The organism is Sphingomonas pseudosanguinis (genome assembly GCF_014196255.1).
GTDB classification, from domain to species: domain Bacteria; phylum Pseudomonadota; class Alphaproteobacteria; order Sphingomonadales; family Sphingomonadaceae; genus Sphingomonas; species Sphingomonas pseudosanguinis.
The window spans coordinates 118,227-140,199 of record NZ_JACIDH010000001.1; the positions used below are offsets into that span (position 1 = coordinate 118,227).

The following is a 21,973-nucleotide window of genomic DNA, read 5'->3' on the forward strand; positions in this document are numbered from 1 at the left end:
TTTTCGTCATTCCGATTCGCGTTCTTCGTTGGGAAGGATGCGTGCCTATTGAACACCGGCTGGCGTGACGGACGCATGACGGCGCGATGAAGGCATGAAAAAAGGCCCGGACGGCATCCCGTCCGAGCCCTTTCTTCCCATGCGATATGGCGTGTTTAGCGCAGATCGCCCTCGCGGATCGGTACGATCTTGATCTCGACGCGGCGGTTGGCGGCGCGGCCGGCATCGGTGTCGTTCGACGCGACCGGCTGCGACTTGCCGAAGCCGCGCGTGCCGATACGGGCCGGCTGCACCCCGCGCGAGGCGAGATAGTCGGCGACCGCCACCGCGCGGCGCTCGGACAGCGCCTGGTTATAGCTGTCGCTGCCGGTCGAATCGGTGTGGCCGTACACATCGATATAGGTCTGGCGATACTGCGACAGGATGTCGGCGACCTGATCCAGCGTCTGGCGGAACTGCGGCTGCACCGTCGACGAATCATAGCCGAAGGTGATGCCCGACGGCAGGTTCAGCAACAGGTCGTCGCCCTGGCGGACCACCTGCACATCGGTGCCGGCGGTGCGGGCGCGCAGGTCGCGCTCCTGCTTGTCCATATACGCGCCGATGCCGGCGCCGGCGAGGCCGCCAATGCCGGCGCCCAGGATCTTCTCGGTCCGGTCGCGCCGGCCGCCGACCAGATCGCCGAGCAGATAGCCGCCGACCGCGCCGCCCAGGCCGCCGATCGCCGCCTTGGACAGGCGCTGCTGGCCGGTTTCCGGATCGGTGGTGCAGGCCGAGGTGGCGACCAGCGCCGACAGCGCGGCCATGGTCAGGAACTTTGCGGACGTCTTCATGCGCATAACCCTTGTTAATGTGTCGCGTCTCTTCCCCCGAAACGCGAACCCGGTGGCGCTTGTTCCGCAGGCGATCTGAACGGAAGATGACGACAGGAGTTGTCGAAGACCTGTCCGGCCCGCTATGAGCACTCCACACCGATGGCCACGCTGCCCCCCTTTCCCTGGATCGACGTCCTCATCATCCTCGCGCTCGTCGCGTTGAACGGGGCCTTTGCGATGAGCGAACTGGCGATCGTGTCCGCTCGTCGCGCCCGGCTGGAGGGGATGGCCCGGGGCGGGAGCAAGGGCGCGCAGGCCGCGCTGACGCTGGCCGCCGATCCGGGCAAGTTCCTGTCGACCGTTCAGATCGGCATCACCCTGACCGGCATCATCGCCGGTGCCTATTCGGGCGCGAGTCTCGGCACGCCGACGGCGGCGCGGTTGCAGGCGCTGGGCATCGCGCCCGCGACCGCCGCGACCTTGGGCTTCGCGCTGGTCATCGGCCTCACCACCTATGCCTCGCTGATCCTGGGCGAATTGGTCCCGAAGCAATTCGCGCTGCGCAAGCCCGAGCCGATCGCCGCCTTCGTCGCGCTGCCCATGCGCTGGCTCGCGGTGGGGACCGCGCCGATCGTCTGGGTGCTCGATTCGACCAGCGGCATCATCTTCAAGCTGCTGGGCCTGAACCGCGACAATGAGGATCAGGTGACTGCCGAGGAGCTGCACCTGATCGTCGCCGAGGCGTCCAAGTCCGGCGTGATCGAGGAGCATGAGCGCTCGATCATTTCGGGCGTCGTGCGCCTCGCCGACCGACCGGTGCGCGAGGTGATGACGCCGCGTACCGAGATCGACTGGCTCGACTGCACGCTGGACGACGAGGCGATTCGCGCCAAGCTGCTCGAAAGCCCGCGTACCCGCCTGCCGGTGGGCGAAGGGTCGATCGACGCGGTGGTCGGCGTGGTCCAGGCACGCGACATCGCCATGGCGCTGTTCCGCGGCGATCCGCTCGACCTCAAGACGCTGATGCGCAAGGCGCCGGTGGTGATCGACCGGATCGACGCGATGGACGTGCTGCTGGCGCTGCGTCAGGCCGAGGTGCCGATGGCGCTGATCCATGACGAATACGGCCATTTCGAAGGAATCGTGACCCCGTCCGATCTGCTCGCGGCGATCGCGGGCGAGTTCGCCTCAGACGCCGATCCGGGCGACGCGCCCTCGGTGGTGGAGCGCGACGACGGTTCGCTGCTGGTCGCCGGCACCATGGCGGCCGACGCGCTGGCCGACCGGCTGGGCATCGACCTGCCCGATGACCGCGACTACGCGACCGTCGCCGGCCTGGCGCTGGCCGTGTTCCGCCACCTGCCGGCCGAGGGCGAGAGCTTCGTCGAACAGGGCTGGCGCTTCGAGGTGGTCGATCTGGACGGCCGGCGGATCGACAAGCTGCTGGTCAGCGAGGTTTAGGGGCTTTCGGCTTCGGCGCTGGCGGCAGCGCCACGAAGTCGATCCGCTGAAAATCCGCCTGGTTGACGACGAAGATCACCGCAGCGGTACAGCGATAAGGGATGTCGGCCTCGCTGCCGATCGCAGCCGATACCCAGCTTCGACGGGCTTCCCGTAACGTCGCCACCGCAGCGACATCGTCTTTGGGCAAAGTGAAGAGCTGACCCGCAACCGTCATCATACAGATGTCGGGCGGCGTGTGCGCCATCGTGATCGGCAGGGATGCTTCGACGTTTTTGCTGGATGGTGGCGCAGGCAAAGCCATACCGGCCATCGCCAAGATCGAAGGCACGGTGTCGGTCGACCAGAGCATCATGACGGAAAGCTATCAGTGAGTCGAACCATCGGCAATGCGGATCGAAGCAGGGCGCTATATTGACCATTGTTGGTGCATGGAAATGCTGACAGGATGTGACCATGTCGATGATCCTGCCATTTCTGGTTGCCGCCCTATCTGTTTCTGCCGTGCCCTGTGCGGATGGTGACTGGATATTCAAGGCGGGTGATACATCTCTCTTCCGGTTCGGTGTCCACGCTTCACCCCAAGGGTTGAAGGCGACATGGGATCGGCCGCAAGATTTTGACTTTGATAAGGAAAACTTCACGAACGTCACGGGGCCGGTCATCCGCCGCACCGCGATCAAGGTGCAACCGGTGGGTGACGATCTGGAACTGACGTTCGACGATCCCCGGCCGGGCGCGACTCCGGATATTTTTCGTCTACACTGTCTGGCCGATGGGCAGGTCTCGGCCATGTATCAGGGGGTTGCGTTCGAACCCTTTCTTCTCGGCCGTGCCGTGCCCGGTAAGGATACACTGGGACCCTGGACGGCGGGGGGCATCTATCGGCAGAAAATGGACTATCCCACCAACGCCGAGATGTCGGCCATCTTCAAGGCGGATCAGGACGATCGGCGACGACCGAACATCGACTGGTCGGTGGTCGGCCCGGCCGATGCAAAGCGTAAGGCGCGGACGCAGGAACTGCTCGATGCCGGCGCTCTGCACAGCGGCGATGACTTTTACCACGCCGCCTTTCTGTTCCAGCATGGCGATGGGCCGGGCGACTATCTGAAGGCGCATCTGCTGGCGATGATCGCGGCGGCGCGGGGCAAGCCGAAAGCGGTGTGGATCGCCTCGGCGACGCTCGACCGCTATCTCCAGTCGATCGGCAAGCCGCAGGTGCTGGGCACGCAATATAGCATCCCGCGCGGTGGCGCGGTGACGCAGGAGCCCTATGACAAGGCGCTGGTGTCCGACGCGCTGCGTCAAGCATTGCGCGTGCCCTCGCTGGCGGAGCAGGACAAACGCCGGCAGGCGCTGGCCGACGAGGTGGCGGCGGAGGCGAAGGCGCAGACCGCCGTCTCGCCCAAGCCATGACGCGGGCGGTAAAAATGGTCGAGTGGTGAAACGGGCTTGCCATCATGATGGCATAAGCCCGACCGGTTCGATTCAGGGGGAGGCGCACGATGTTCGATCTGCTTGCACTGGCCGCCGCCGCGCTGACGTCCTGTCCCGTCGAGCGCGCGCATTATGTCCTGCGCGATCACCCTGATGTGACCGCCGATTTCCGATCGGTCGCCAGGGACCCGGACTGGCCGAGCGGTCTGGCGCTGGGGGTGCATCACACGGCGTCGGGCAGGACCTTCTGGTGGCTTCCCTGGAATGGCGGCAGCGATGGCCTGCAAAATGTCGCATCGACCGGGGATGTGAGCGCCAAGGGCTGGCATCCGCCCGATCCGGATGGCGGTCCCCGGCCCTTTGGTAGCCAACACTATATCGGGACGGATGCCGCCTATCACATTCTGAACCGCGTACCGAACCGGGGCGAGCCGGCACCGGCGCATATGCTGTTCCCCGATTCGGCAGGGTCGCAGGATCACGTCTTCGTCGCCCGACAGTTCTTTGATCTGGCAGGCTGCCGCCCGAGAGGCGGTTAGGCCTCCAGCCGAATATCCCCCGATGCCACGACGCGCGCGATGTGCGGGAAGATATGGTCGATCGCAAAGGCATGGAGTTCGCTCGATCGCGAGGCGCAGGCGTCCTCGGCGATGACCACGTCATAGGACAGCTCCCACGCCGAACGCGCGGTCGATTCGACGCCCATATTGGTCGAGATGCCCGCGATCACCACGGTGCGCACGCCACGCCGCCGCAGTTGCAGGTCGAGATCGGTGCCGGTGAAGGCGCCCCAGTGATGCTTGCGCACCACGACATCGCCGGGCTGGCGTAGGTCGGGGACGAATTCGCTGAATTCGGGCGGGGTGCCGGCCGCCGGCAGGCTGGGCCGGTCGACATTCTGGCTGGGCATCGTCTCGGGCGTGAAGCCGACATGGACGAGGATGACGGGCGCATCGGCGTCGCGGAAACGCTGTGCCAGTGCCTTGGCCGTCTTTACCACCGTGTCGCCGGAGCGCGGGCCGCCGGCATGCGGGACGATGCCCTGTTGCAGGTCGATGAGGATCAGGGCGGTGGTGCGGGGATCGAGCATGGTCATGCCCGCTCAACGGCATCCCCGCCGCGCCGTTCCGTGATCAGAGGCGTCCGAACACCGCCTCGAAGCCCTTGCGATCGCCGGCCGCCAGCAGCCTTGCCTGCTCCAGCCAGCGGTCGCGCGCCATGCGGCCGGAAAACGGCCCGAGCTGCGCGTCGAGCGCCTGCGCCTGCGCCTCGCTCAGTCCCGCCATGTCGCCGACCGTGGTGATGCCGTGTTCGGCCAGCTTCTGGGTCAGCTTGGGACCGAGACCCTTTAGCAGGGTGATGGGCTGATCCTGGGGCCGTACCTCCTCGGCGGCGGGCTGCGGTGCGGCCTCGGCGGCGGGGCTGGCGTCCATCGGCGCGGCGGCGGCGACGGGTTCGTCGTGCAGCGGATCGCTGGTGACCGCCGGTTCTTCGGGGACGGCGGGGGCCGGCATGACCGGCGGCGCGGCCGGCACCGGCGCGGGGGCGGGTGTCGGCGCGACGGTCGGTTCGGGGGCGGGAGCGGGAGCGGGGGCAGGGGCCGGCGCCGGCGTCGGGCTCGGCTGGGCAGCCTTGGGCTGCGTCAGTTCGGCCTCGTCCAGCGGCGCGCGGTCGGGCTGGCGCAGGTTCACGCCCGCTTCCTTTGCATTCCGGTCGACCTGTCGCGCGGCATGGGTCCGGCGGCGCTTCAGGCGCATGCCGATCAGGATGACCGCGATCGCCGCGATCGCAACCAGCCCGATGAAAACGAAATGGATGGTCGTGATGGCAGCCACGCCATCGGGGATCAGGCTTTCAGCCGGTGCTGCCGTCGTATCGTTCATCGCTTTACCCTATTGTGCCATCGCCCCGATCGCGAGCCCGATCGACGGGCCCAATCGACAGGCCTAGTGCGCGGTTCCCGTAGCGTCCGCTTCGCGCGCGACCTCGCGCCAGCCGATGTCGCGGCGGCAGAAGCCATCGGGGAAGTGGATCGCATCGACCGCGCGGTACGCGGCGGCCTGCGCCTCGCCCACGGTGGCGGCGCTGGCGGTGACGGCCAGCACGCGGCCGCCGCTGGCGACCAGCTGTTCGCCCTGCATCTTGGTGCCCGCCTGGAACACCACCGCACCGGTCGCCTCGGCGGCGTCGATCGCGTCGATGGACCCACCCGCCTTGGGCGTGCCGGGATAGCCCGCCGCCGCCATGACGACGGTCAGCGCCGGATCGTCCGAGAAAGCCGGTGCGGGCAACTCGGCCAGCCGCCCTTCGGCCACCGCCAGCATCACCGCCAGCAGATCGCCCTGGAAACGCAGCATCAGCACCTGGCATTCGGGATCACCGAAGCGCGCGTTATATTCGATCAGCTTGGGGCCCTGCTCGGTCAGCATCAGCCCGGCATAGAGCACGCCCGAGAACGGCGTTCCCTCGGCGCGCAAGCGTTCGACGGTCGGCCGCACGATCCGGTCGATCGCCTGGGCTTCCAGCTCGGGCGTCAGGACACGCGCGGGGCTATAGGCGCCCATGCCGCCGGTATTGGGGCCGGTGTCGCCGTCGCCGACGCGCTTGTGATCCTGCGCCGAACCGAACGGCAGGAGGGCCTCGCCATCGGTCAGGACGAAGAGGCTCGCCTCCTCGCCCTCCAGAAATTCCTCGATCACCACCTCGGCGCCGGAGACCGAGAACAGGTCGGTGATCGCGCCTTCCGCCTCGGCCTTGGTGAAGGCGACGGTCACGCCCTTGCCCGCCGCCAGGCCATCGGCCTTGATGACGACCGGCAGGCCGAAGGTGGTCGCGAGCGCGGCTTGCGCCTCCGCCAGCGTGTTCACGCGGACATAACCGGCGGTCGGGATGTCGGCGCGGCGGCACAGGTCCTTGGTGAAGCCCTTCGACCCCTCCAACTGCGCGGCGGCCTTGCTCGGCCCGAACACTGGAATACCCTCGGCGCGCAGCGAATCGGCCAGGCCATCGACCAGCGGTGCTTCGGGGCCGACCACGACCAGGCCGATGGCGTGGTCCTTCACGAACGCCACGACGGCGGCGTGATCGGTCGCGTTCAGCGCGACACAGGTCGCATGCTGCGCGATACCGGGGTTGCCGGGCGCGGCGTAGAGCGTATCTAACCCGTTCGACTGTGCCAGCTTCCACGCCAATGCGTGTTCGCGGCCACCCGATCCCAGCAGCAGGACGTTCATGCCCGATCCTTATCCCTATGACGAAAGTGCAAGGCTGGTAGCCGAGGAGATCGCCGGCGACAACGCACTCGCATTGTCGGTGGGCGAACTCAGCCTGAAGCTGAAGCGGATGGTGGAGGGCGAATTCGGCCATGTCCGCCTGCGCGGCGAAATTTCCGGGTATAAGCGCGCGACCTCGGGCCATGTCTATATGAGCCTGAAGGACGAGAACGCCGTCATCGACGCGGTGATGTGGAAGGGGGCGGCGAACACGTTGCCCTTCCAGCCGCAGGACGGGGTGGAGGTGATCGCGACCGGCCGCCTGACCACCTTCCCCGGCCGGTCCAAATACCAGATCGTCGTCGAGCGGATGGAGCTGGCGGGTGCGGGCGCGCTGATGGCGCTGTTCGAGAAGCTGAAGGCGAAACTGGCGGACGAGGGACTGTTCGCCCGTGAGCGGAAAAAGCCGCTGCCCTTCATGCCGCCGGTGATCGGCGTCGTCACCTCGCCCACGGGGGCGGTGATCCGCGACATCCTCCACCGGCTCGAGGATCGCTGCCCGACCCATGTCATCGTCTGGCCGGTCAAGGTGCAGGGCGCCGGCTCGGCGGACGAGGTGGCCGCGGCGATCCGGGGTTTCGACGCGATTGCGCCCGGCGGCCCGGTGCCGCGTCCCGACTTGGTGATCGTCGCGCGCGGTGGCGGTTCGATCGAGGATCTCTGGTCGTTCAATGAAGAGGTGGTGGTGCGCGCGGTGGCGGACTGCGCGATCCCGATCATCTCGGCGGTCGGGCATGAGACCGACACGACGCTGTGCGACTATGCCGCCGATCTGCGTGCACCGACCCCCACGGCGGCGGCGGAGATCGCGGTGCCGGTGCTCGCCGACCTGCGCCTGACGGTAGCGAGCCATCGCCAGCGCACTGAACGCTGCGCGCGCCGCTACGTCGAGCGGGGACGCGAACGACTCGAGGCGATGGCGCGGCTCCTCCCCAAGCGCGACCAGTTGCTGGGTCCCCAGCGCCAGCGTGCGGACGAAGCGGGTGCGCGGCTCGATCGCGGTCTGGAGCGGCGGGTGACGCTGGCGCGCGGTGGCCTCGACCGGGCGGGCGCGGCGCTGCGGCCCGCCATCCTGGAGCGGCAGGTCGAGCGCGGCCGCTACCGGCTCGCCGCGACCTGGCGGCTGGTCCAGTCGCTCAACCCCGACCGCATCCTGGAGCGCGGCTATGCCCGGATCACCGCACGACCGGGCGGCGAGACGCTGTCCTCGGCAGAGGCGGCGCGGGTGGCCGATACGCTGACGCTGCGGTTCCGCGACGGCACGGTCGATGTCGCGGTAGATCAGGCCGGACTTGAGCGCCCCGCACCCAAAACCTATGACAAGCCCAAGCGGGAGCCGAAGGCCGATCCGTCCCAGCCCAGCCAGCCCACGCTCCTCTGATCCAAGGCAGACCCATGTTGATGTCGAACACCGATCGTCCCGCGCGGCTCCACTATCTGGCCAATGGCTTTCGCGTCCTGTCGCCGGGCGATCATGTCGTCTGCGGGGTGACCGGACGGCGCATCGCGCTCGAGGACCTGAAATATTGGAGCGCCGAGCGGCAGGAAGCCTATGCCGACGCCCATGCGACCGCACAGGTGCTCGGCCCCCGATGACAATTGGGCGCGGGTTCGCGCTGGCGCTGCTGGCGGCGGGGCTGGCTCCGGCATCGGTGCTGGTCGCGCAGAGCGCTGCTCCCCAGTCCGCGTTCCGCTGGACCGGAGAGCTTAGCCAGGGCGGATTGATCCGGGGGCAGGCGCCGGCCGGCACCGTCTCGCTGACCCTCGACGGACAGGATGTGCCGCTGACGCCGGAGGCCGCGTTCCTGATCGGCTTCGATCGGGATGCCGGCCCCCAGGCCGAGCTGGTCGCGACGCTCTCGGATGGCCGCCAGATGCGCCAGAGCCTGAGTGTCGCCCCGCGCGCCTGGCGGATCGAGCGGCTCGACCGCCTGCCCAAATATCCCGTCCCCGATCCCGAGTTCCAGCGGCTGCGCCCGCCCGAGCTCGAGCAGATCCGCGCCGCCCGCGCCGAGACGACCGATGCGCAGGGCTGGCGCCAGCCGCTGCAATGGCCGGTCAAGGGCCGCATCTCGGGCCTGTTCGGCGCGCAACGCCTCTATCGCGGCGAGCCGGGCAGCTATCATTCGGGCACCGACATCGCCGCCGCCACCGGCACCATCGTCCGCGCGCCGGCCGATGGCGTCGTGATCCTGGCCGCCGACCAGCCCTTCACGCTGGAGGGGCATCTGCTGATGCTCGACCATGGCCAGGGCCTCAACAGCGCTTTCCTGCACCTGTCGCGCATCGACGTCCGCCCCGGCGAGCATGTCCGCCAGGGCCAGCCGGTCGGCGCCGTCGGCGCCACCGGCCGCGCGACCGGCCCGCACCTCCACTGGAGCCTGCAATGGCGCGGCCGCAAGCTCGACCCGCTGCTGGTGACGGGGCCGATGGGGTGAGGATACGCCGTTAGCGGATGCGTTTGGCGCCGATCGAGCGGCCACCTTCGACGGACAGGCGATAGCTGCCGAACGCGCCTTCCTTGATCGTGACGGCAGCGCCGGCCTTGGGCGGAAAATTCAACGCCTCTATCGTCTGCCAGACCGATCCATTGGCCAGCTGTATGTCGAACCGGCCATAGGCCTTAGCGGGCATGGCGGTGATGACCTTGCTGTCCAGTTGGCGGACTTCGGTCGATGCATCAGCGTCGCCGCCGCCGAACATCTCGCTGGTCGGCGTGATCAGGCCAAAACGCTGCTGTTTGCGCGCGACCACGGTCTTTCGGTCGAGGATCATCAGATCGCCCGATGCCCGTGCGTTTGAGGCGCTTTCCGCCGCGCGATCAAAACAGGCCAGCCGCGTCGCCGCTTCGCGGATCGTGCGGCAGCCGATCAGGTCGTCGATCGCCCCGGAGCGATCCTTCCCGTTTTGCGCGCAAACGGCCGCGGGTATCAGTAGCGCGGCCAAGGGTAACGATTTTAATGGGTTCGGCATATTTCGATCCTTTCCTTCTGCCGTAGCGCAACATTGCCGACCTTTATGTGACCCTTTTGTCACATCATGCATAAAGATGATCATGTCGGTCAAAGGGGGCTCGCTTTACGTTTGCGTCCGGAGCGGCCCCGTTTGTAATGAAATGGCAACGCTCGGATATTTTCGAGTGGCAAACGTCAGGTCACAAGGCCGGCTAAAAGGGGTTAACTCTATGAAAACAAACGCTCGCGTGCGTCTGCTCGCCTCGACGCTGCTGATGGGGGCAGGTTTCGTCGCCACGTCCGCCCAAGCTCAGGTCATCGCGCAGGATCAGGCCGTCGAACAGACCAATGCCGATGGCTCGCCCGTCACCACCGAAACCAGCCAGGGTGATATCGTCGTCACCGGCACGCTGATCCGCAATCCGAACCTCGTTTCGTCGAGCCCGGTCGCGGTCGTGGGTCGCGAGGAACTGACGCTGCGTCAGACCAACACTGCCGAGGAAGTGCTGCGTCAGCTGCCCGGCGCGGTGCCCAGCATCGGTACCGCCGTCAACAACGGCAATGGCGGCGCGTCGTTCGTCAACCTGCGCAACCTGGGTTCGAACCGCAACCTCGTCCTGCTCGACGGCAAGCGCATCGCGACCGCAGGTCTCGACGGCCAGACCGACCTCAACAACATCCCGCTCGCGCTCCTCGAGCGTATGGACGTGCTGACCGGCGGTGCGTCCACCTCCTACGGCGCCGATGCCGTGTCGGGTGTCGTCAATTTCGTGACCCGTTCGGACTTCGCGGGCGTCGATGCGACGGCCAGCCAGCAGATCTCGCAGCGCGGCGACGGCAACTATTTCCGTGCCGACCTGACCATTGGCGCGAATTTCGACGATGGTCGTGGTAACGCGGTGTTCAGCGTCGGCTATCAGGAAGCCGATCCGATCTATCAGGGTGATCGCCCCTATGCGTCGAGCACTATCAGCTCGACCACCGGCCGCGCTGCGGGCGGCTCGCCGACCTCCGTCCCGGCCTCGTTCGCGCTCGCGGGCCAGTCGGGCCTGCTGCAGGTGAATCCGGGTAGCAATCTGCTGGTCGCGCCGTATCAGGACTTCAACTTCAGCCCGTACAACATCTTCTTCACGCCGTTTAAGCGCTACAACATGTACGGCTCGGCGCATTACGATGTGTCGGACACAGTCACCGTCTATACGCGCGGCCTGTTCTCGAAGAACCGCGTGTCGACGATCATCGCACCATCGGGCATCTTCGGCGAATCGCTGACCATCCCGGGCAGTAATCCATATCTGCCCGCCGGCATTCGCGACCAGCTCTGCTCCGCTGCGGGGATCGCGCTGGGGGCGACCTGCAACAGCAACACCGCAATCCCGATGCCGGAAGTCTATCGTCGTACGGTCGAACTCGGGCCGCGCGTCAGCGAGTATGAGACGACCCTGTTCGACTATACCGCCGGTATTCGCCTCAACCTGACCAAGTCGATGAACCTGGACGTCTATGGTTCGTATGGCGAGAGCCAGAACACCCAGACCCAGTCGGGTTACGTGCTCCGCTCGCGCGTGCAGCAGGCGCTGAATGCCACCAACACCACGACCTGCACCGTGACCACCAACGGCTGCGTCCCGCTGAACCTGTTCGGCCAGGCGGGCAGCATCTCCCCCGGGCAGGCGGCGTTCCTGAACGGCCAGAGCACGATCACCACCAAGACCCAGCTGTCGCAGGTTCACGCGCTGCTGAACGGTGACTTCGGCTTCGCTTCGCCCGCCGCGTCCACCCCGATCAGCTTCGCGGTCGGTGCGGAATATCGTGATTACGGTGCGCAGCGCATTCCGGACGCCTATGCCCTTGTCCCGGGCGAGCTCGGCGGCGCGGGCGGCGCGGTCCTGCCGGTCAACGGCGGCTTTAACGTCACCGAATTCTTCGGTGAAGTGATCGCACCGCTGGTCGAAGACAAGCCGTTCTTCCGCAATCTGACGGTCGAAGGTGGTATCCGCCAGTCGCGGTACAAGATCGACGCAGCCGGCAACCCCAGCTTCAACGCTACCACCTGGAAAGCGGGCGGCAGCTGGGAACCGATCGCGGACTTCAAGCTGCGTGGTAACTATCAGCGCGCGGTCCGTGCGCCCAACATCGGCGAACTGTTTGCGCCGGTATCGACCTATCTGGTCAACCTGACGGTAGATCCGTGCGCGGGCACCGCGCCAACCGCCAATGCGAACCTCCGCGCAATCTGCTTGGCGCAGGGCGCTCCGGCGGCGGTGATCGGTACGATCCAAAGCCCGGCGTCGGGCCAGCCCAACGCGACCGGCGGCGGCAACCCGAACATTCGTCCGGAAGTCGCCGACACTTTCACCGTCGGCGCGATCCTGACCCCGCGTACGTTGGTTGAAGGGCTGACGATCAGCGTCGATTACTTCAACATCAAGATCAACCAGGCGATCACCGCCGCTACCCCGGCAGACATTCTGGCGGCGTGCTTCGGTAACGTTACGGCGGCCTCGGCTACCTCGACGGCCTGCACCAGCATCCGTCGTTCGGCTACCACGGGCCGTCTGAGCGGTTCGTCGGCGACGGTGGGGGGCCTGCCGCAGCCGCTGACCAACCTGGGCCGTATCGCAACCGACGGTATCGATCTTGGCGTCGACTATCGCCGCGATTTGGGCTTTGCGAAGCTGAACCTGAACTTCCAGGGTACCTGGACGAACAGCAACACCTTCCAGGCCTCGCCGAGCTCGGTTGTTCGCGAATGCGTCGGCTATTACAGCGCCAACTGCCTGACCATCCAGCCGAAGTTCGCCTGGAACCAGCGCACCACGCTGACCTTCGGTGATGTCGACCTGTCGCTGCTGTGGCGCCATATCGACACCGTCCGCTATGAGCCGGGCCTGACCCCGCTCTTCTCGGGTGCGATCACGGGCAACACCCCGATCGCGGGCCAGAACTGGAACTTCAACCGGATCAAGGCCTATAACTACCTCGACCTGGGCACGCGCATCCGCGCTGCCGAGAATTTCGAGTTCACGATCCTGGTCACCAACCTGCTCGACAAGCAGCCGCCGATTGTCGGCTCGAACGCCGGTTCGACCTCGTACAACAGCGGCAACACCTATCCGTCGACCTATGACGCGGTGGGCCGTGGCTTCCGCGTGGGTGCGCGCGTCCACTTCTGATCGGACGTTCGCGACTGACGTCGCTAAGGGAAAGGGCGGTCCGGCTTGGGCCGCCCTTTTTCATGGAAGGAGGATCATGGCGCATTTCGTGCCCGCCGGGGGAGCCATGGCCGCCAATGATGGGGCGACAGATGGGCGCCGCATGCCGGCGTTCCTGCTTCTGATCATGCTGACCATCCCGGCGCTGGGGGTCTGGTTCTTTTTGGCTCGGGGTTTCCGGCCCGACTTGCGGCGAACGGCCTTATTCTATGCCTTGGCAATCCACGGCATCGGTCTGCTCGGTGCGATCGCCACCTGACGACCTGCCCCATCGGCCTGGGGTGTCGCGGCGGAACGAGAGGCCGATCGGTGGTGGAGCGTGCGACACCCTTGAAACCATCCCGTTTCACCACGCATAACCAGTGTCATGACCCAGTCGCTTTCCGCGCCCGCCATGTCGTTGCTTCAACAGGCCCAGGCTGCGGGCAATGGGCCTGCGTCACGGCGTTTGCTCGAACAGGCCCTGGGGTACGATCCGGATCATCCGATCCTGTGCAACGCCATGGGAATGAACCTGCTCGCGAATGATCCAGCAGAGGCCGCGATCTGGTTCGCACGCGCCATTCGCGGCGATGCCGACGCCCCCCCGCTATGGATGAACCTGGCGACCGCACACCGCGACGCGGGCGATACGGCCGGAGAGCAGGAAGCATTGCGGCAGGTGCTCCACCGGGATCAGCGGCACGTCATGGCGAATGTCCGTATGGCGGAATGGCATGAGCGGGCGGGGGAGGACTCGCAGGCTCAGTTCCGCTGGCACGGCGTGGCGACGGTTTTGCAATCGCTACCGGAACGCTCGGCGGGGCTGGACCAGTTGCTCACCCATGCTCAGGCGCGCGTGGCCGCGCGCGCGCAGGTGGTGAGCGACCGACTAGACGCTGCACTGATGCCACAATGGGGCGATGTGCCACCCAACCGACGTCGTCGCTTCGATCGCTGCGTCGATGCACTGCTTGGGCGGCGCAGCATCTATCACAACATCTGTCACGGCGTTCATTTTCCCTTCCTGCCCGCCGACGAGTTTTTCGACCGGGCGCTCTTTCCCTGGTTTGCCGAATTGGAGGCCGCCACGCCTCTCATTCGTGCAGAGTTGGAAGCGCTGCTCGCGCGGCCCGACAGCGGCTTTGCGCCTTATGTTGCGATGGAGGCCGGGACCCCTGAGAATAAATGGACCGCGCTCGATCATTCCGAGGCATGGAGCGCTCGTTATCTGTGGCGCTACGGCGTGCGCGACGAGGAGATGGCGGCGGCTTGTCCCGGGACGATGGCGGTGCTGGGGCAGATGCCACTTGCCGAAATACCCGGTAAGGGGCCGACGGCTTTCTTCTCCGTTCTGAAACCAGGCACGCGACTGCCTGCGCATACCGGGGTCAGCAACATCCGGGCGATCGTCCATTTGCCGTTGATCGTCCCGCAGGGATGCGGCTTCCGGGTCGGTGGCGAAACTCGCGTCTGGACCGAAGGCGAAGCCTTCGCGTTCGACGACACGATCGAACATGAAGCCTGGAATGACAGCGCGCAGCTACGGGCCGTGCTGATACTGGACGTCTGGAACCCCCATTTGACGCAGGAAGAACAGGCGATGTTGCGCGATCTGTTCGTCGCGCTTGGTCGGATCGAAGGCGGCGGCGCACTGGCGGCCATCGCCGAATAGCGCCGTCCGCTCAACGGCATGACGTAAGGTCCATATTGCTCGCCACGGGCCGGCCTCGTGGGCGTGTCATCTGATCGACATTGCGAGCGAAGCTTTTCGAGCGCGCCCCTCCGCGTGATCAACAGTCACGCGCCTTTACCGTGATTCCATCCCATTGGTTCGGCGCTAGATGTGCGCCTCCTGCGCGCTGCCATAAGGCATAAATATTGTCGCAATTTGTATCAGCTGTTACCTGACAGCAATGTTTTGCAATCGATGGCAAAGGAGTGAGAAAGGGAAGGTGCCCCATCATGTGCGACGCAACAGGTCGCCCGTCCGAGACATTTTCCCATCTTTACAACGCGTCGACATCCCCGCAAGCAAGCAACATTCGGTTACCGAACGGAAAAGTCGTTCGATGGGGCCGAGATGTCGACGCACCGAAAACGGGCGTCGGGTGACGAAAAGGGGTAATGATGATGACCAATTCGTGGATCGGTCAGCGCAAGCGGGGCTTGCTGGCGACCGTCGCGCCATTGTCGGTGCTGCTGGCGGCGCCCGCCGTCGCGCAGAGCGTGCCGGCGGCGAACCAGAATGCCGAGGACAATGCCCAGGTCGCGCAGGGCGCCGAACAGGCGGATGCGGGCACCGGCGGCGATATCGTCGTCACCGGCTCGATCATTCGCGGCGCGGATGCCGGCGTATCGCCCGTCTCGACCATCACCGCCGAGAATCTCGATGCGCGCGGCATCAACACGGTGCAGGCGGGTATCCAGGCGTTGGCGTCGAATAACGGCCCGGCGCTGACCAACTCGTTCACCGCCAACGGCGCGTTCGCGTCGGGTGCGTCGTCGGTGTCGCTGCGCGGCCTGTCGACCAATTCGACGCTGGTGCTGTTCGACGGCCTGCGCGCCGCCTACTATCCGCTGTCGGATGACGGTACGCGCAACTTCGTCGACCTGAACACCATTCCCGACGACATCGTCGACCGTGTCGAAGTGCTGCGCGACGGCGCCTCGTCGAGCTATGGCGCGGACGCGATCGCGGGCGTGGTCAACATTATCACCAAGCGCTCGGTGAAAGGCGTCATGGGCCGCGCCGAGGCCGGCATTTCCGAGCGCGGCTATAACGCCAATCAGCGCCTGTCGCTGACCGCCGGCACCGGCGACCTCGATGAGCAGGGCTATAACGCCTATATCAGCGGCTTCTATTATCGCTCGGAGGGCGTGCGCGCGCGCCAGCTGCCCGGGCCGTTCAATTCGAGCGACGAGCGCGGCATCTGCTCCAACCGCACCGGCGACACGATCTGCGGACCCAACAACATCGCCAACGGCCTGGACCTGAACGGCCAGTATACCAATGGCTTCGCGATCAACACGCCGAACTTCTATGTCCGCCCGGCCGATGCGACCAACACGACCGCGCTGGGTCGCTATCAGCTGCTGAACCCGGCGGCGGGCTGCCTTACCGGCAATCCGTACAACCCGACCGCGGCCGAGCTGGCGCTGCCCGCCAACGCGACCGCCCCCGGCACCGTCTGCCAGGTCGACACCCAGCGTCTGTACGGCAACATCACGCCCGACATCGAGCGCGTCGGCGGTTCGGCGCGCTTTACCGCCAAGATCGGTGACACGTCGGAAGCCTATCTGCAGGTCAATTTCCAGCAGGCGACGACCAGCTATACCGGCTCCCCGACGACGATCCGCGCCAATGCGCCCGCCGGTATCCTGTTCCCGCAATATTCGACGTCGCAGAACCCGACCTCGGCGATCGATCCCAATTCGGCGATCCTGGCGCTGCCGGTCTATATCTGCCCGCGCACGACCGTCGGCGCGTGCAACGAAACCAATGGCACGCTGAATCCGAACAATCCGTTCGCCGCCGCCGGTCAGGTCGCACGGCTGGTCGGCCAGCTGCCGAACAGCTTCGAATCGACCAAGACCCGCAGCCGCGTCTATCGCGCCGCCTTCGGGATCAACGGCACGATCTTCGACGATGTCGACTACCGCTTCGACGCGACCGCGATGCACACCGACCTGCGTCTGCAGCAGGACGGCTATGTCTACATCCAGCACCTGCTCGACGTCATTAAGGACGGCAGCTACAACTTCCTCAATCCGGGCCTCAACAGCCAAGCGACGCTCAACTATCTGACGCCGACCAACATCACCAACGATAGCTCGGACCTGCTCCAGGCGCAGTTCACGCTGGGCAAGGCGATCATGGCGCTGCCGGGTGGCGATCTGCGCGTCGCGGTCGGCGGATCGATCTTCTACGAGGCGATCGACGCGCCCAGCGCCAACTCGGACGAAAATGGCCCGACCCAGCGCTATTTCCGCCTGAACGCGTTCGGCACCCAGGGCAACCGCACCGTCTCGTCGGGCTTTTACGAGGTCAACGCGCCGGTCCTCGACCAGCTGACGCTGAACGCCTCGGGTCGCTATGACCATTATTCGAGCGGCCAGAGCGCCTTCTCGCCTAAGTTCGGCGCGATCTTCAAGCCGATCCGCCAGCTGACGCTGCGCGGCACCTACTCACGGGGCTTCCGCATCCCGTCGTTCGGCGAGGCCAACGCCCTGCCGACCACGGGGTATGTGACCCAGTCGCTGAGCAGCATTCCGGACTCGTTCCTGCGCCAGTACAGCATCAATCCGGGCGCCGGGCAGATCTGTACGCAGAAGACGCCGACCAACTGCGCAGGCTATATCGCCAATTATTCGATCGGTCAGACGACGCTGGCGTCGCAGAATCTGGACCCCGAAAAGTCGCGCAGCTTCACCGCCGGCATCAAGGTCGATCCGGTGCGCGGCCTGTCGTTCACGGTCGACTATTACAACATCCGCAAGACCGGGGCGATCACCACGCCCGACCTGTCGCCCGCGATCGCCGCTTATTATGCCGGCACCGCGATCCCCGACGGCTTCACGGTCATCCCGGATGCGGTCGACGTCAACAACCCGACCGCCACGCCGAAAATCGCTTTCGTCCGGTCGCAGCTGATCAATGCCCAGACGATCAAGTCCGAGGGTATCGATTTCGGCATCAACGGCTTTTACGACTTCGGCACGTTCCGCTGGACCACCAATCTGAACGCCAGCCTGATCCTGGAGCTGAGCACCACGGTCGACGGCGTGCGCCAGACCTATGTCGACACGCTGGGCAACTTCAACCTGACCGCCGGTTCGGGCACGTTCGAGTGGAAGGGCAACTGGGTCAACACCTTCGACTTCGGCGACTTCGCGCTGACGGGGACGGTCAACTACACCTCGGGCTATGACCTGTCGGCCATGGACCAGGGCGATGCGTACAAGGATTGCGGCCAGGCCCCGGCCTATTTCGGTTGCCGCGTGAAGAGCTACATCACGGCGGATGCGAACGCGTCGTTCAAGGTCAACGACAAGTTCACCTTCTATGTGAACGTGCTCAACGTCTTCAACCGCCTGCCTCCGATCGATCCGGTCACCTACGGCGCGTATCTCTACAACGCGGTGCAGGGCGGCGACGGCATCTTCGGCCGCCAGGTCCGCGCGGGCGCCAAGTTCAACTTCTAACCCCGGTTCGCCTCGGCGAACCCCACTGGGGGCGGTTCCTGCGGGAGCCGCCCTTTTTGTTTGGGCTGATCGAGTGAAAGGTCGAATCGATAGAGGTGTCGTGCAGTATTATTCTAGCATATCACCTGTGTTCAGGCTTTAGGCAGGTCGCATCTAACATGCCGACAATTGAAACATTAGGGCAGAGGGTCTGTCTATAAGTGTGACTTTGCTGCACAGGCTGATCTGTAAAATAGATATTGTATTAAATTTCTGTTGCAATCGAATGTCACCTTTCTGACATAGATTAGGTGGGTGCCGCTCAGGGGAAGGCATCCGCGAGAGCCGTGACGACGCGGTTCGCAGAGGGGACATTGCTGATGACGAAGAGAGGGTTTTTCTCGAAAACCGGGCTGCGCCGTGGTGCCGCGTTGCAGGCCCTGGCGATGCTGGGTGCGGGCGCTGGTGCCGTCGCGATCGCGACGCCGGCGATGGCGCAGGACTATACACAGGTGAACGCGACCGGGCGTGTGCTAGGGACCGATGGGACGCCGCTGGGCGGCGCCACAGTGACGGTGACGTCGACGGCGCAAGGCTTCACACGCAGCGCGACGACGCAGGCGGACGGCTCCTACGCAATCGCCGCGCTGCCGCAGGGTACTTATAGTTTCACGATCACCGCCGACGGCTATGACAGCTTCACCGATCCCGCCGTCCGCCTGATCCGGGGCCGCGCGGCGAACCAGTTCAACCTCCAACCGGTGCATGCGGGCACCAGCGGCGACATCGTCGTGACCGCCGGACGTGTCCAGGTCATCGACTTCAGCAGCAACACGGTCGGGCAGACGATCGATGTCGGCGATCTGGCGACCCGCATTCCGGTTGGACGCGACCTCACCTCGGTCGTGCTTCTGGCACCGGGCGCTGTCGGCGGCGACAGCCGCTTTCCATCGCTACCATCGATCAACGGTGCGTCGGTGTCGGAAAATGTCTATTACATCAACGGCCTGAACGTCACCCAATTCCGTAACGGTCTTGGTGCGGTAACCGTGCCCTTCGAATTCTATCAGACGGTCGAGGTCAAGGTCGGCGGCATTCCTGCTGAGTTCGGCCGCTTCACCGGCGGTATGGTCAATAACACGACCAAGTCCGGCTCGAATGAATGGCATGGCGGCGTCCTGTTCAACTGGCAGCCGAACAGCCTCGTCTCTAAGACGCGCAACACCTACGCGGCGGACAACGATTCGGCCTATTCGGATCGCCATGAGTTCGTCGCGCAGCTGTCGGGTCCGATCATCAAGGACCATCTGTTCTTCTACGGCATCTACAACGCCCGTGACGTTCGTTCCGGTCAGGGTTACACAGGCGTCGCCTCTGCAACCGCCACCGGCGCCAATGGCTGTGCCAGCAATCCGGCGCTCTGTGCGAATTTCGCTGATCTGAACACCTTCAACCAACAGATCGTCGGCACGTCCTATAGCCAGAATCGCAATACCAGCCCGTTCTGGGGCGCCAAGATCGACGCCGTGATCGTCGATGGCCAGCGCCTCGAAGGTACCTATTGGGATACGCGCGGCACGACCGTCGAGAATGTCTATGGCACCAGCCAATATTCGCTCGCCAGCGGCCAGCGTTACAACCTGAACACCAATCGGCCGGGTGGCTATGTCGCCACCAACATCTACCGGTCGGGTGGTGAGAACTATGTCCTGCGCTATACTGGCAGCTTTACCCAGTGGCTGACCCTGTCGGCGGCCTATGGCGTCAACAAGAACAGCGACACCACCGAGTCGAGCCTCCCCGATCTGCCTTCGGTGGTCGATCAGCGTAACGGCGCGAACAGCAGCATCGGCAATACCCAGTCCAACGCTTCGTTGAACTTCGACAAGCGCACCTTCTATCGTGCCGATGCCGATGTGCGGTTCGAACTGCTGGGGTCGCATCACATCCGGGGCGGCTATGATCGCGAGGATTTGGACCTCAACTCGCTGACCGTCGCCAATGGCGGGGCGCAATACACGTTGCTGACCGCGTCGGGCAACGCCGCGACGATCGATCCGGTGGTCGGCCTGCCGGGCGGTACGTCCTATGTCACCGCGCGCACCTTCCGCACGGGTGGTGAATTCGCGACGCGGAACACGGCCTATTATGTGCAGGACCAGTGGACGCTGCTCGACGACCGGCTGAACCTGAACCTGGGCATCCGTAACGACCGCTTTGAGAGCCGCAATGCGGCGGGTGACGTGTTCTTCCTGGCGAAGAACCAGTGGGCGCCGCGCCTAGGCGCCAGCATCGATCCGCTGGGCGATGGCCGGACCAAGTTCTTCGGATCGTTCAGCCGCTACTTCCTGCCGGTGGCGGTCAACACCAACGTCCGTCTGGCCGGCGGCGAGCTGGACTCCAGTGCCTATTACCGCCTTGCCGGTCTGACCGCAAACAACACGCCGATTCTGGGTGCGCCGATCACGACCGGTGCGGGCTTCACCGCCTGTCCGAACAACTCGCCTGCCGGTACGGCGTGCGTCGTCAGCAATGACGGCACGGTGCCCAGCACGGTATCGGTCGTCGCCTCCAACCTGAAGCCGCAGTCGGTCGACGAGATCGTCTTTGGCGTGGAGCGTCGCTTCGCCAACCGCATCAAGCTCGGTTTCAACTTCACCCAGACGAAGTTGAACAACTCGCTGGAGGACGCCGCGCTCGACCAGGCGATCGTTCCGTACTGCATCGCACAGGGCAAGGCGGCGGCGGATTGCCGTGCGATCTGGAGCGGCGTGCATCAGTTCGCGCTGATCAATCCGGGCCGGGACGTGGCGGTGACGCTGAGCGATCCGTTGCCCGGTGAGACGACCGCACGTCAGGTCGTCCTGTCGGCGGGTTCGCTCAACTATCCGCGTGCGCAGCGCACCTATCGCGGCGTCAATGTCACGTTCGAGCGCGAATGGGACGGCATCTGGTCGCTGAACGCCAATTACACCTATTCCAAGATTTACGGGAATATCGAAGGTGGCGTGCGTTCGGACAATGCCCAGAGCGATGCGGGTCTCACGACGGCGTTCGATTTGCCGGTGCTGGTCAACGGCACCTACGGCTATCTGCCCAACGACCGCCGCCACAACTTCAAGGCATGGGGTTCGTACAAGGCGTCGGATTGGCTGACGCTGAGCTTCACCGCTTCGGTTGCGGCACCGCGTAAGTTCGGTTGCTACGGCCGTCCGCCGGCCAGTGCCGATTATGACGCCACGGCGCCGGGCGGTATTGCAGGTCTCTATTACCGGACGAGCGCGGCCTATTGTAACGTCGTGAACGGCTCCGTCGTCCGCAACCCCAATGGCTTCACCGTCATCAACGACCCGTTCAACCGGGCCGGCGGTGCACGCCCGAGCACGTTGCAGGTCGTCAATCGTGGTTCGCAGTTGAAGTCCGACTGGCTGGCGCTGCTGGGCTTCGATGCACAGGTTGCGGTGCCGACCGATGCCTTCAGCGGCTTCATCCGCGTGTCGGTGTTCAACGTCCTCAACTCGAAGCCGGTACTGCGCGTTCAGGAAACGGGCACGACCTCGGCGGGTGCACCGCAGCCGGTCTACTCGCTGCCGACGTCGTACAATGCCGGTCGTTCGGCCCGCATCCAGTTCGGGGTCAACTTCTAACCCCAG

At 65.2% G+C, this 21,973-nt stretch carries 17 protein-coding genes; 11 read left to right on the plus strand and 6 right to left on the minus strand.

The features are described 5' to 3' along the window. Positions 1-155: 155 nt before the first annotated feature. The gene (locus tag GGR48_RS00585; RefSeq protein WP_183949805.1) at positions 156-833 is read right to left on the minus strand and encodes a YiaD family glycine zipper/OmpA-like lipoprotein; all 678 of its coding nucleotides are present in this window, start codon (positions 831-833) and stop codon (positions 156-158) included. A gap of 141 nt (positions 834-974) precedes the next feature. Here GGR48_RS00585 and GGR48_RS00590 point away from each other — a divergent pair, with 141 nt between their 5' ends. Continuing rightward, on the plus strand, positions 975-2,276 hold the full coding sequence (locus tag GGR48_RS00590) for a hemolysin family protein (protein ID WP_183949807.1): 1,302 nt from the start codon (positions 975-977) through the stop codon (positions 2,274-2,276). On the opposite strand, the gene GGR48_RS00595 is transcribed toward GGR48_RS00590, so the two are convergent. Further along, positions 2,263-2,631 carry a hypothetical protein gene (locus GGR48_RS00595; protein WP_183949809.1) on the minus strand — a complete coding sequence of 123 codons (369 nt, stop codon included), beginning with the start codon at positions 2,629-2,631 and terminating at the stop codon, positions 2,263-2,265. The genes GGR48_RS00590 and GGR48_RS00595 overlap by 14 nt on opposite strands. A gap of 95 nt (positions 2,632-2,726) precedes the next feature. Between GGR48_RS00595 and GGR48_RS18025 the strand changes: the two genes are divergently transcribed. Continuing rightward, complete coding sequence (locus GGR48_RS18025; RefSeq protein WP_240456140.1) at positions 2,727-3,695, plus strand: hypothetical protein; 969 nt, start codon at positions 2,727-2,729, stop codon at positions 3,693-3,695. A gap of 89 nt (positions 3,696-3,784) precedes the next feature. Next, positions 3,785-4,255, plus strand: coding sequence for a hypothetical protein (locus GGR48_RS00605; RefSeq protein WP_206362528.1), 471 nt, complete (start codon positions 3,785-3,787; stop codon positions 4,253-4,255). Here GGR48_RS00605 and GGR48_RS00610 read toward each other — a convergent pair. From GGR48_RS00610 to purD, 3 genes are all read right to left on the minus strand, one after another. Further along, the gene (locus tag GGR48_RS00610) at positions 4,252-4,812 is read right to left on the minus strand and encodes a hydrolase (protein ID WP_183949811.1); all 561 of its coding nucleotides are present in this window, start codon (positions 4,810-4,812) and stop codon (positions 4,252-4,254) included. The genes GGR48_RS00605 and GGR48_RS00610 overlap by 4 nt on opposite strands. A gap of 37 nt (positions 4,813-4,849) precedes the next feature. Then, positions 4,850-5,599, minus strand: a complete 750-nt coding sequence (locus tag GGR48_RS00615) for a hypothetical protein (RefSeq protein WP_183949813.1) — start codon at positions 5,597-5,599, stop codon at positions 4,850-4,852. Between the two features lie 63 nt (positions 5,600-5,662). Further along, positions 5,663-6,949: a phosphoribosylamine--glycine ligase gene (gene purD / locus GGR48_RS00620; RefSeq protein ID WP_183949816.1), complete on the minus strand. Its 1,287-nt coding sequence runs from the start codon at positions 6,947-6,949 to the stop codon at positions 5,663-5,665. Between purD and xseA the strand changes: the two genes are divergently transcribed. From xseA to GGR48_RS00635, 3 genes are read left to right on the plus strand one after another with little or no spacing between them, the layout of a single operon-like run. Further along, a complete protein-coding gene (gene xseA, locus GGR48_RS00625) occupies positions 6,948-8,369 on the plus strand; it encodes an exodeoxyribonuclease VII large subunit (protein ID WP_183949818.1) in 1,422 nt (473 codons plus the stop codon). The two genes, purD and xseA, sit on opposite strands and share 2 nt — an antisense overlap. A 14-nt stretch (positions 8,370-8,383) precedes the next feature. Then, positions 8,384-8,584, plus strand: coding sequence for a DUF2093 domain-containing protein (locus tag GGR48_RS00630; protein WP_183949819.1), 201 nt, complete (start codon positions 8,384-8,386; stop codon positions 8,582-8,584). Then, complete coding sequence (locus GGR48_RS00635; protein WP_183949821.1) at positions 8,581-9,426, plus strand: M23 family metallopeptidase; 846 nt, start codon at positions 8,581-8,583, stop codon at positions 9,424-9,426. Before GGR48_RS00630 ends, GGR48_RS00635 begins: the two co-directional genes overlap by 4 nt. Positions 9,427-9,436: 10 nt before the next feature. Here GGR48_RS00635 and GGR48_RS00640 read toward each other — a convergent pair whose 3' ends face one another. After that, positions 9,437-10,054: a hypothetical protein gene (locus GGR48_RS00640; protein WP_183949823.1), complete on the minus strand. Its 618-nt coding sequence runs from the start codon at positions 10,052-10,054 to the stop codon at positions 9,437-9,439. Positions 10,055-10,172: 118 nt separating this feature from the next. Between GGR48_RS00640 and GGR48_RS00645 the strand changes: the two genes are divergently transcribed. The 5 genes from GGR48_RS00645 (at position 10,173) to GGR48_RS00665 (ending at position 21,967) form a co-directional block, all read left to right on the plus strand. Then, on the plus strand, positions 10,173-13,118 hold the full coding sequence (locus GGR48_RS00645; protein WP_183949825.1) for a TonB-dependent receptor domain-containing protein: 2,946 nt from the start codon (positions 10,173-10,175) through the stop codon (positions 13,116-13,118). Between the two features lie 76 nt (positions 13,119-13,194). Next, on the plus strand, positions 13,195-13,416 hold the full coding sequence (locus GGR48_RS00650; protein ID WP_183949827.1) for a hypothetical protein: 222 nt from the start codon (positions 13,195-13,197) through the stop codon (positions 13,414-13,416). 108 nt (positions 13,417-13,524) lie between these two features. Continuing rightward, complete coding sequence (locus tag GGR48_RS00655; RefSeq protein ID WP_183949829.1) at positions 13,525-14,811, plus strand: aspartyl/asparaginyl beta-hydroxylase domain-containing protein; 1,287 nt, start codon at positions 13,525-13,527, stop codon at positions 14,809-14,811. Positions 14,812-15,269: 458 nt separating this feature from the next. Beyond that, positions 15,270-18,341, plus strand: coding sequence for a TonB-dependent receptor domain-containing protein (locus GGR48_RS00660; protein ID WP_183950586.1), 3,072 nt, complete (start codon positions 15,270-15,272; stop codon positions 18,339-18,341). 359 nt (positions 18,342-18,700) lie between these two features. Continuing rightward, positions 18,701-21,967, plus strand: coding sequence for a TonB-dependent receptor (locus GGR48_RS00665; protein ID WP_183949831.1), 3,267 nt, complete (start codon positions 18,701-18,703; stop codon positions 21,965-21,967). Positions 21,968-21,973 lie beyond the last annotated feature (6 nt).

Bases quoted from the DNA above. Each gene is read 5' to 3' on its own strand.
- GGR48_RS00645 (WP_183949825.1), top strand. From the start codon at position 10,173: ATGAAAACAAACGCTCGCGTGCGTCTGCTCGCCTCGACGCTGCTGATG.
- GGR48_RS00585 (WP_183949805.1), bottom strand. From the start codon at position 833: ATGAAGACGTCCGCAAAGTTCCTGACCATGGCCGCGCTGTCGGCGCTG.
- GGR48_RS00655 (WP_183949829.1), top strand. From the start codon at position 13,525: ATGACCCAGTCGCTTTCCGCGCCCGCCATGTCGTTGCTTCAACAGGCC.
- GGR48_RS00595 (WP_183949809.1), bottom strand. From the start codon at position 2,631: ATGATGCTCTGGTCGACCGACACCGTGCCTTCGATCTTGGCGATGGCC.
- GGR48_RS00660 (WP_183950586.1), top strand. From the start codon at position 15,270: ATGACCAATTCGTGGATCGGTCAGCGCAAGCGGGGCTTGCTGGCGACC.
- purD (WP_183949816.1), bottom strand. From the start codon at position 6,949: ATGAACGTCCTGCTGCTGGGATCGGGTGGCCGCGAACACGCATTGGCG.
- GGR48_RS00615 (WP_183949813.1), bottom strand. From the start codon at position 5,599: ATGAACGATACGACGGCAGCACCGGCTGAAAGCCTGATCCCCGATGGC.
- GGR48_RS00605 (WP_206362528.1), top strand. From the start codon at position 3,785: ATGTTCGATCTGCTTGCACTGGCCGCCGCCGCGCTGACGTCCTGTCCC.
- GGR48_RS00635 (WP_183949821.1), top strand. From the start codon at position 8,581: ATGACAATTGGGCGCGGGTTCGCGCTGGCGCTGCTGGCGGCGGGGCTG.
- GGR48_RS00665 (WP_183949831.1), top strand. From the start codon at position 18,701: ATGACGAAGAGAGGGTTTTTCTCGAAAACCGGGCTGCGCCGTGGTGCC.
- GGR48_RS00610 (WP_183949811.1), bottom strand. From the start codon at position 4,812: ATGACCATGCTCGATCCCCGCACCACCGCCCTGATCCTCATCGACCTG.
- GGR48_RS00650 (WP_183949827.1), top strand. From the start codon at position 13,195: ATGGCGCATTTCGTGCCCGCCGGGGGAGCCATGGCCGCCAATGATGGG.
- GGR48_RS00630 (WP_183949819.1), top strand. From the start codon at position 8,384: ATGTTGATGTCGAACACCGATCGTCCCGCGCGGCTCCACTATCTGGCC.
- xseA (WP_183949818.1), top strand. From the start codon at position 6,948: ATGCCCGATCCTTATCCCTATGACGAAAGTGCAAGGCTGGTAGCCGAG.
- GGR48_RS00590 (WP_183949807.1), top strand. From the start codon at position 975: ATGGCCACGCTGCCCCCCTTTCCCTGGATCGACGTCCTCATCATCCTC.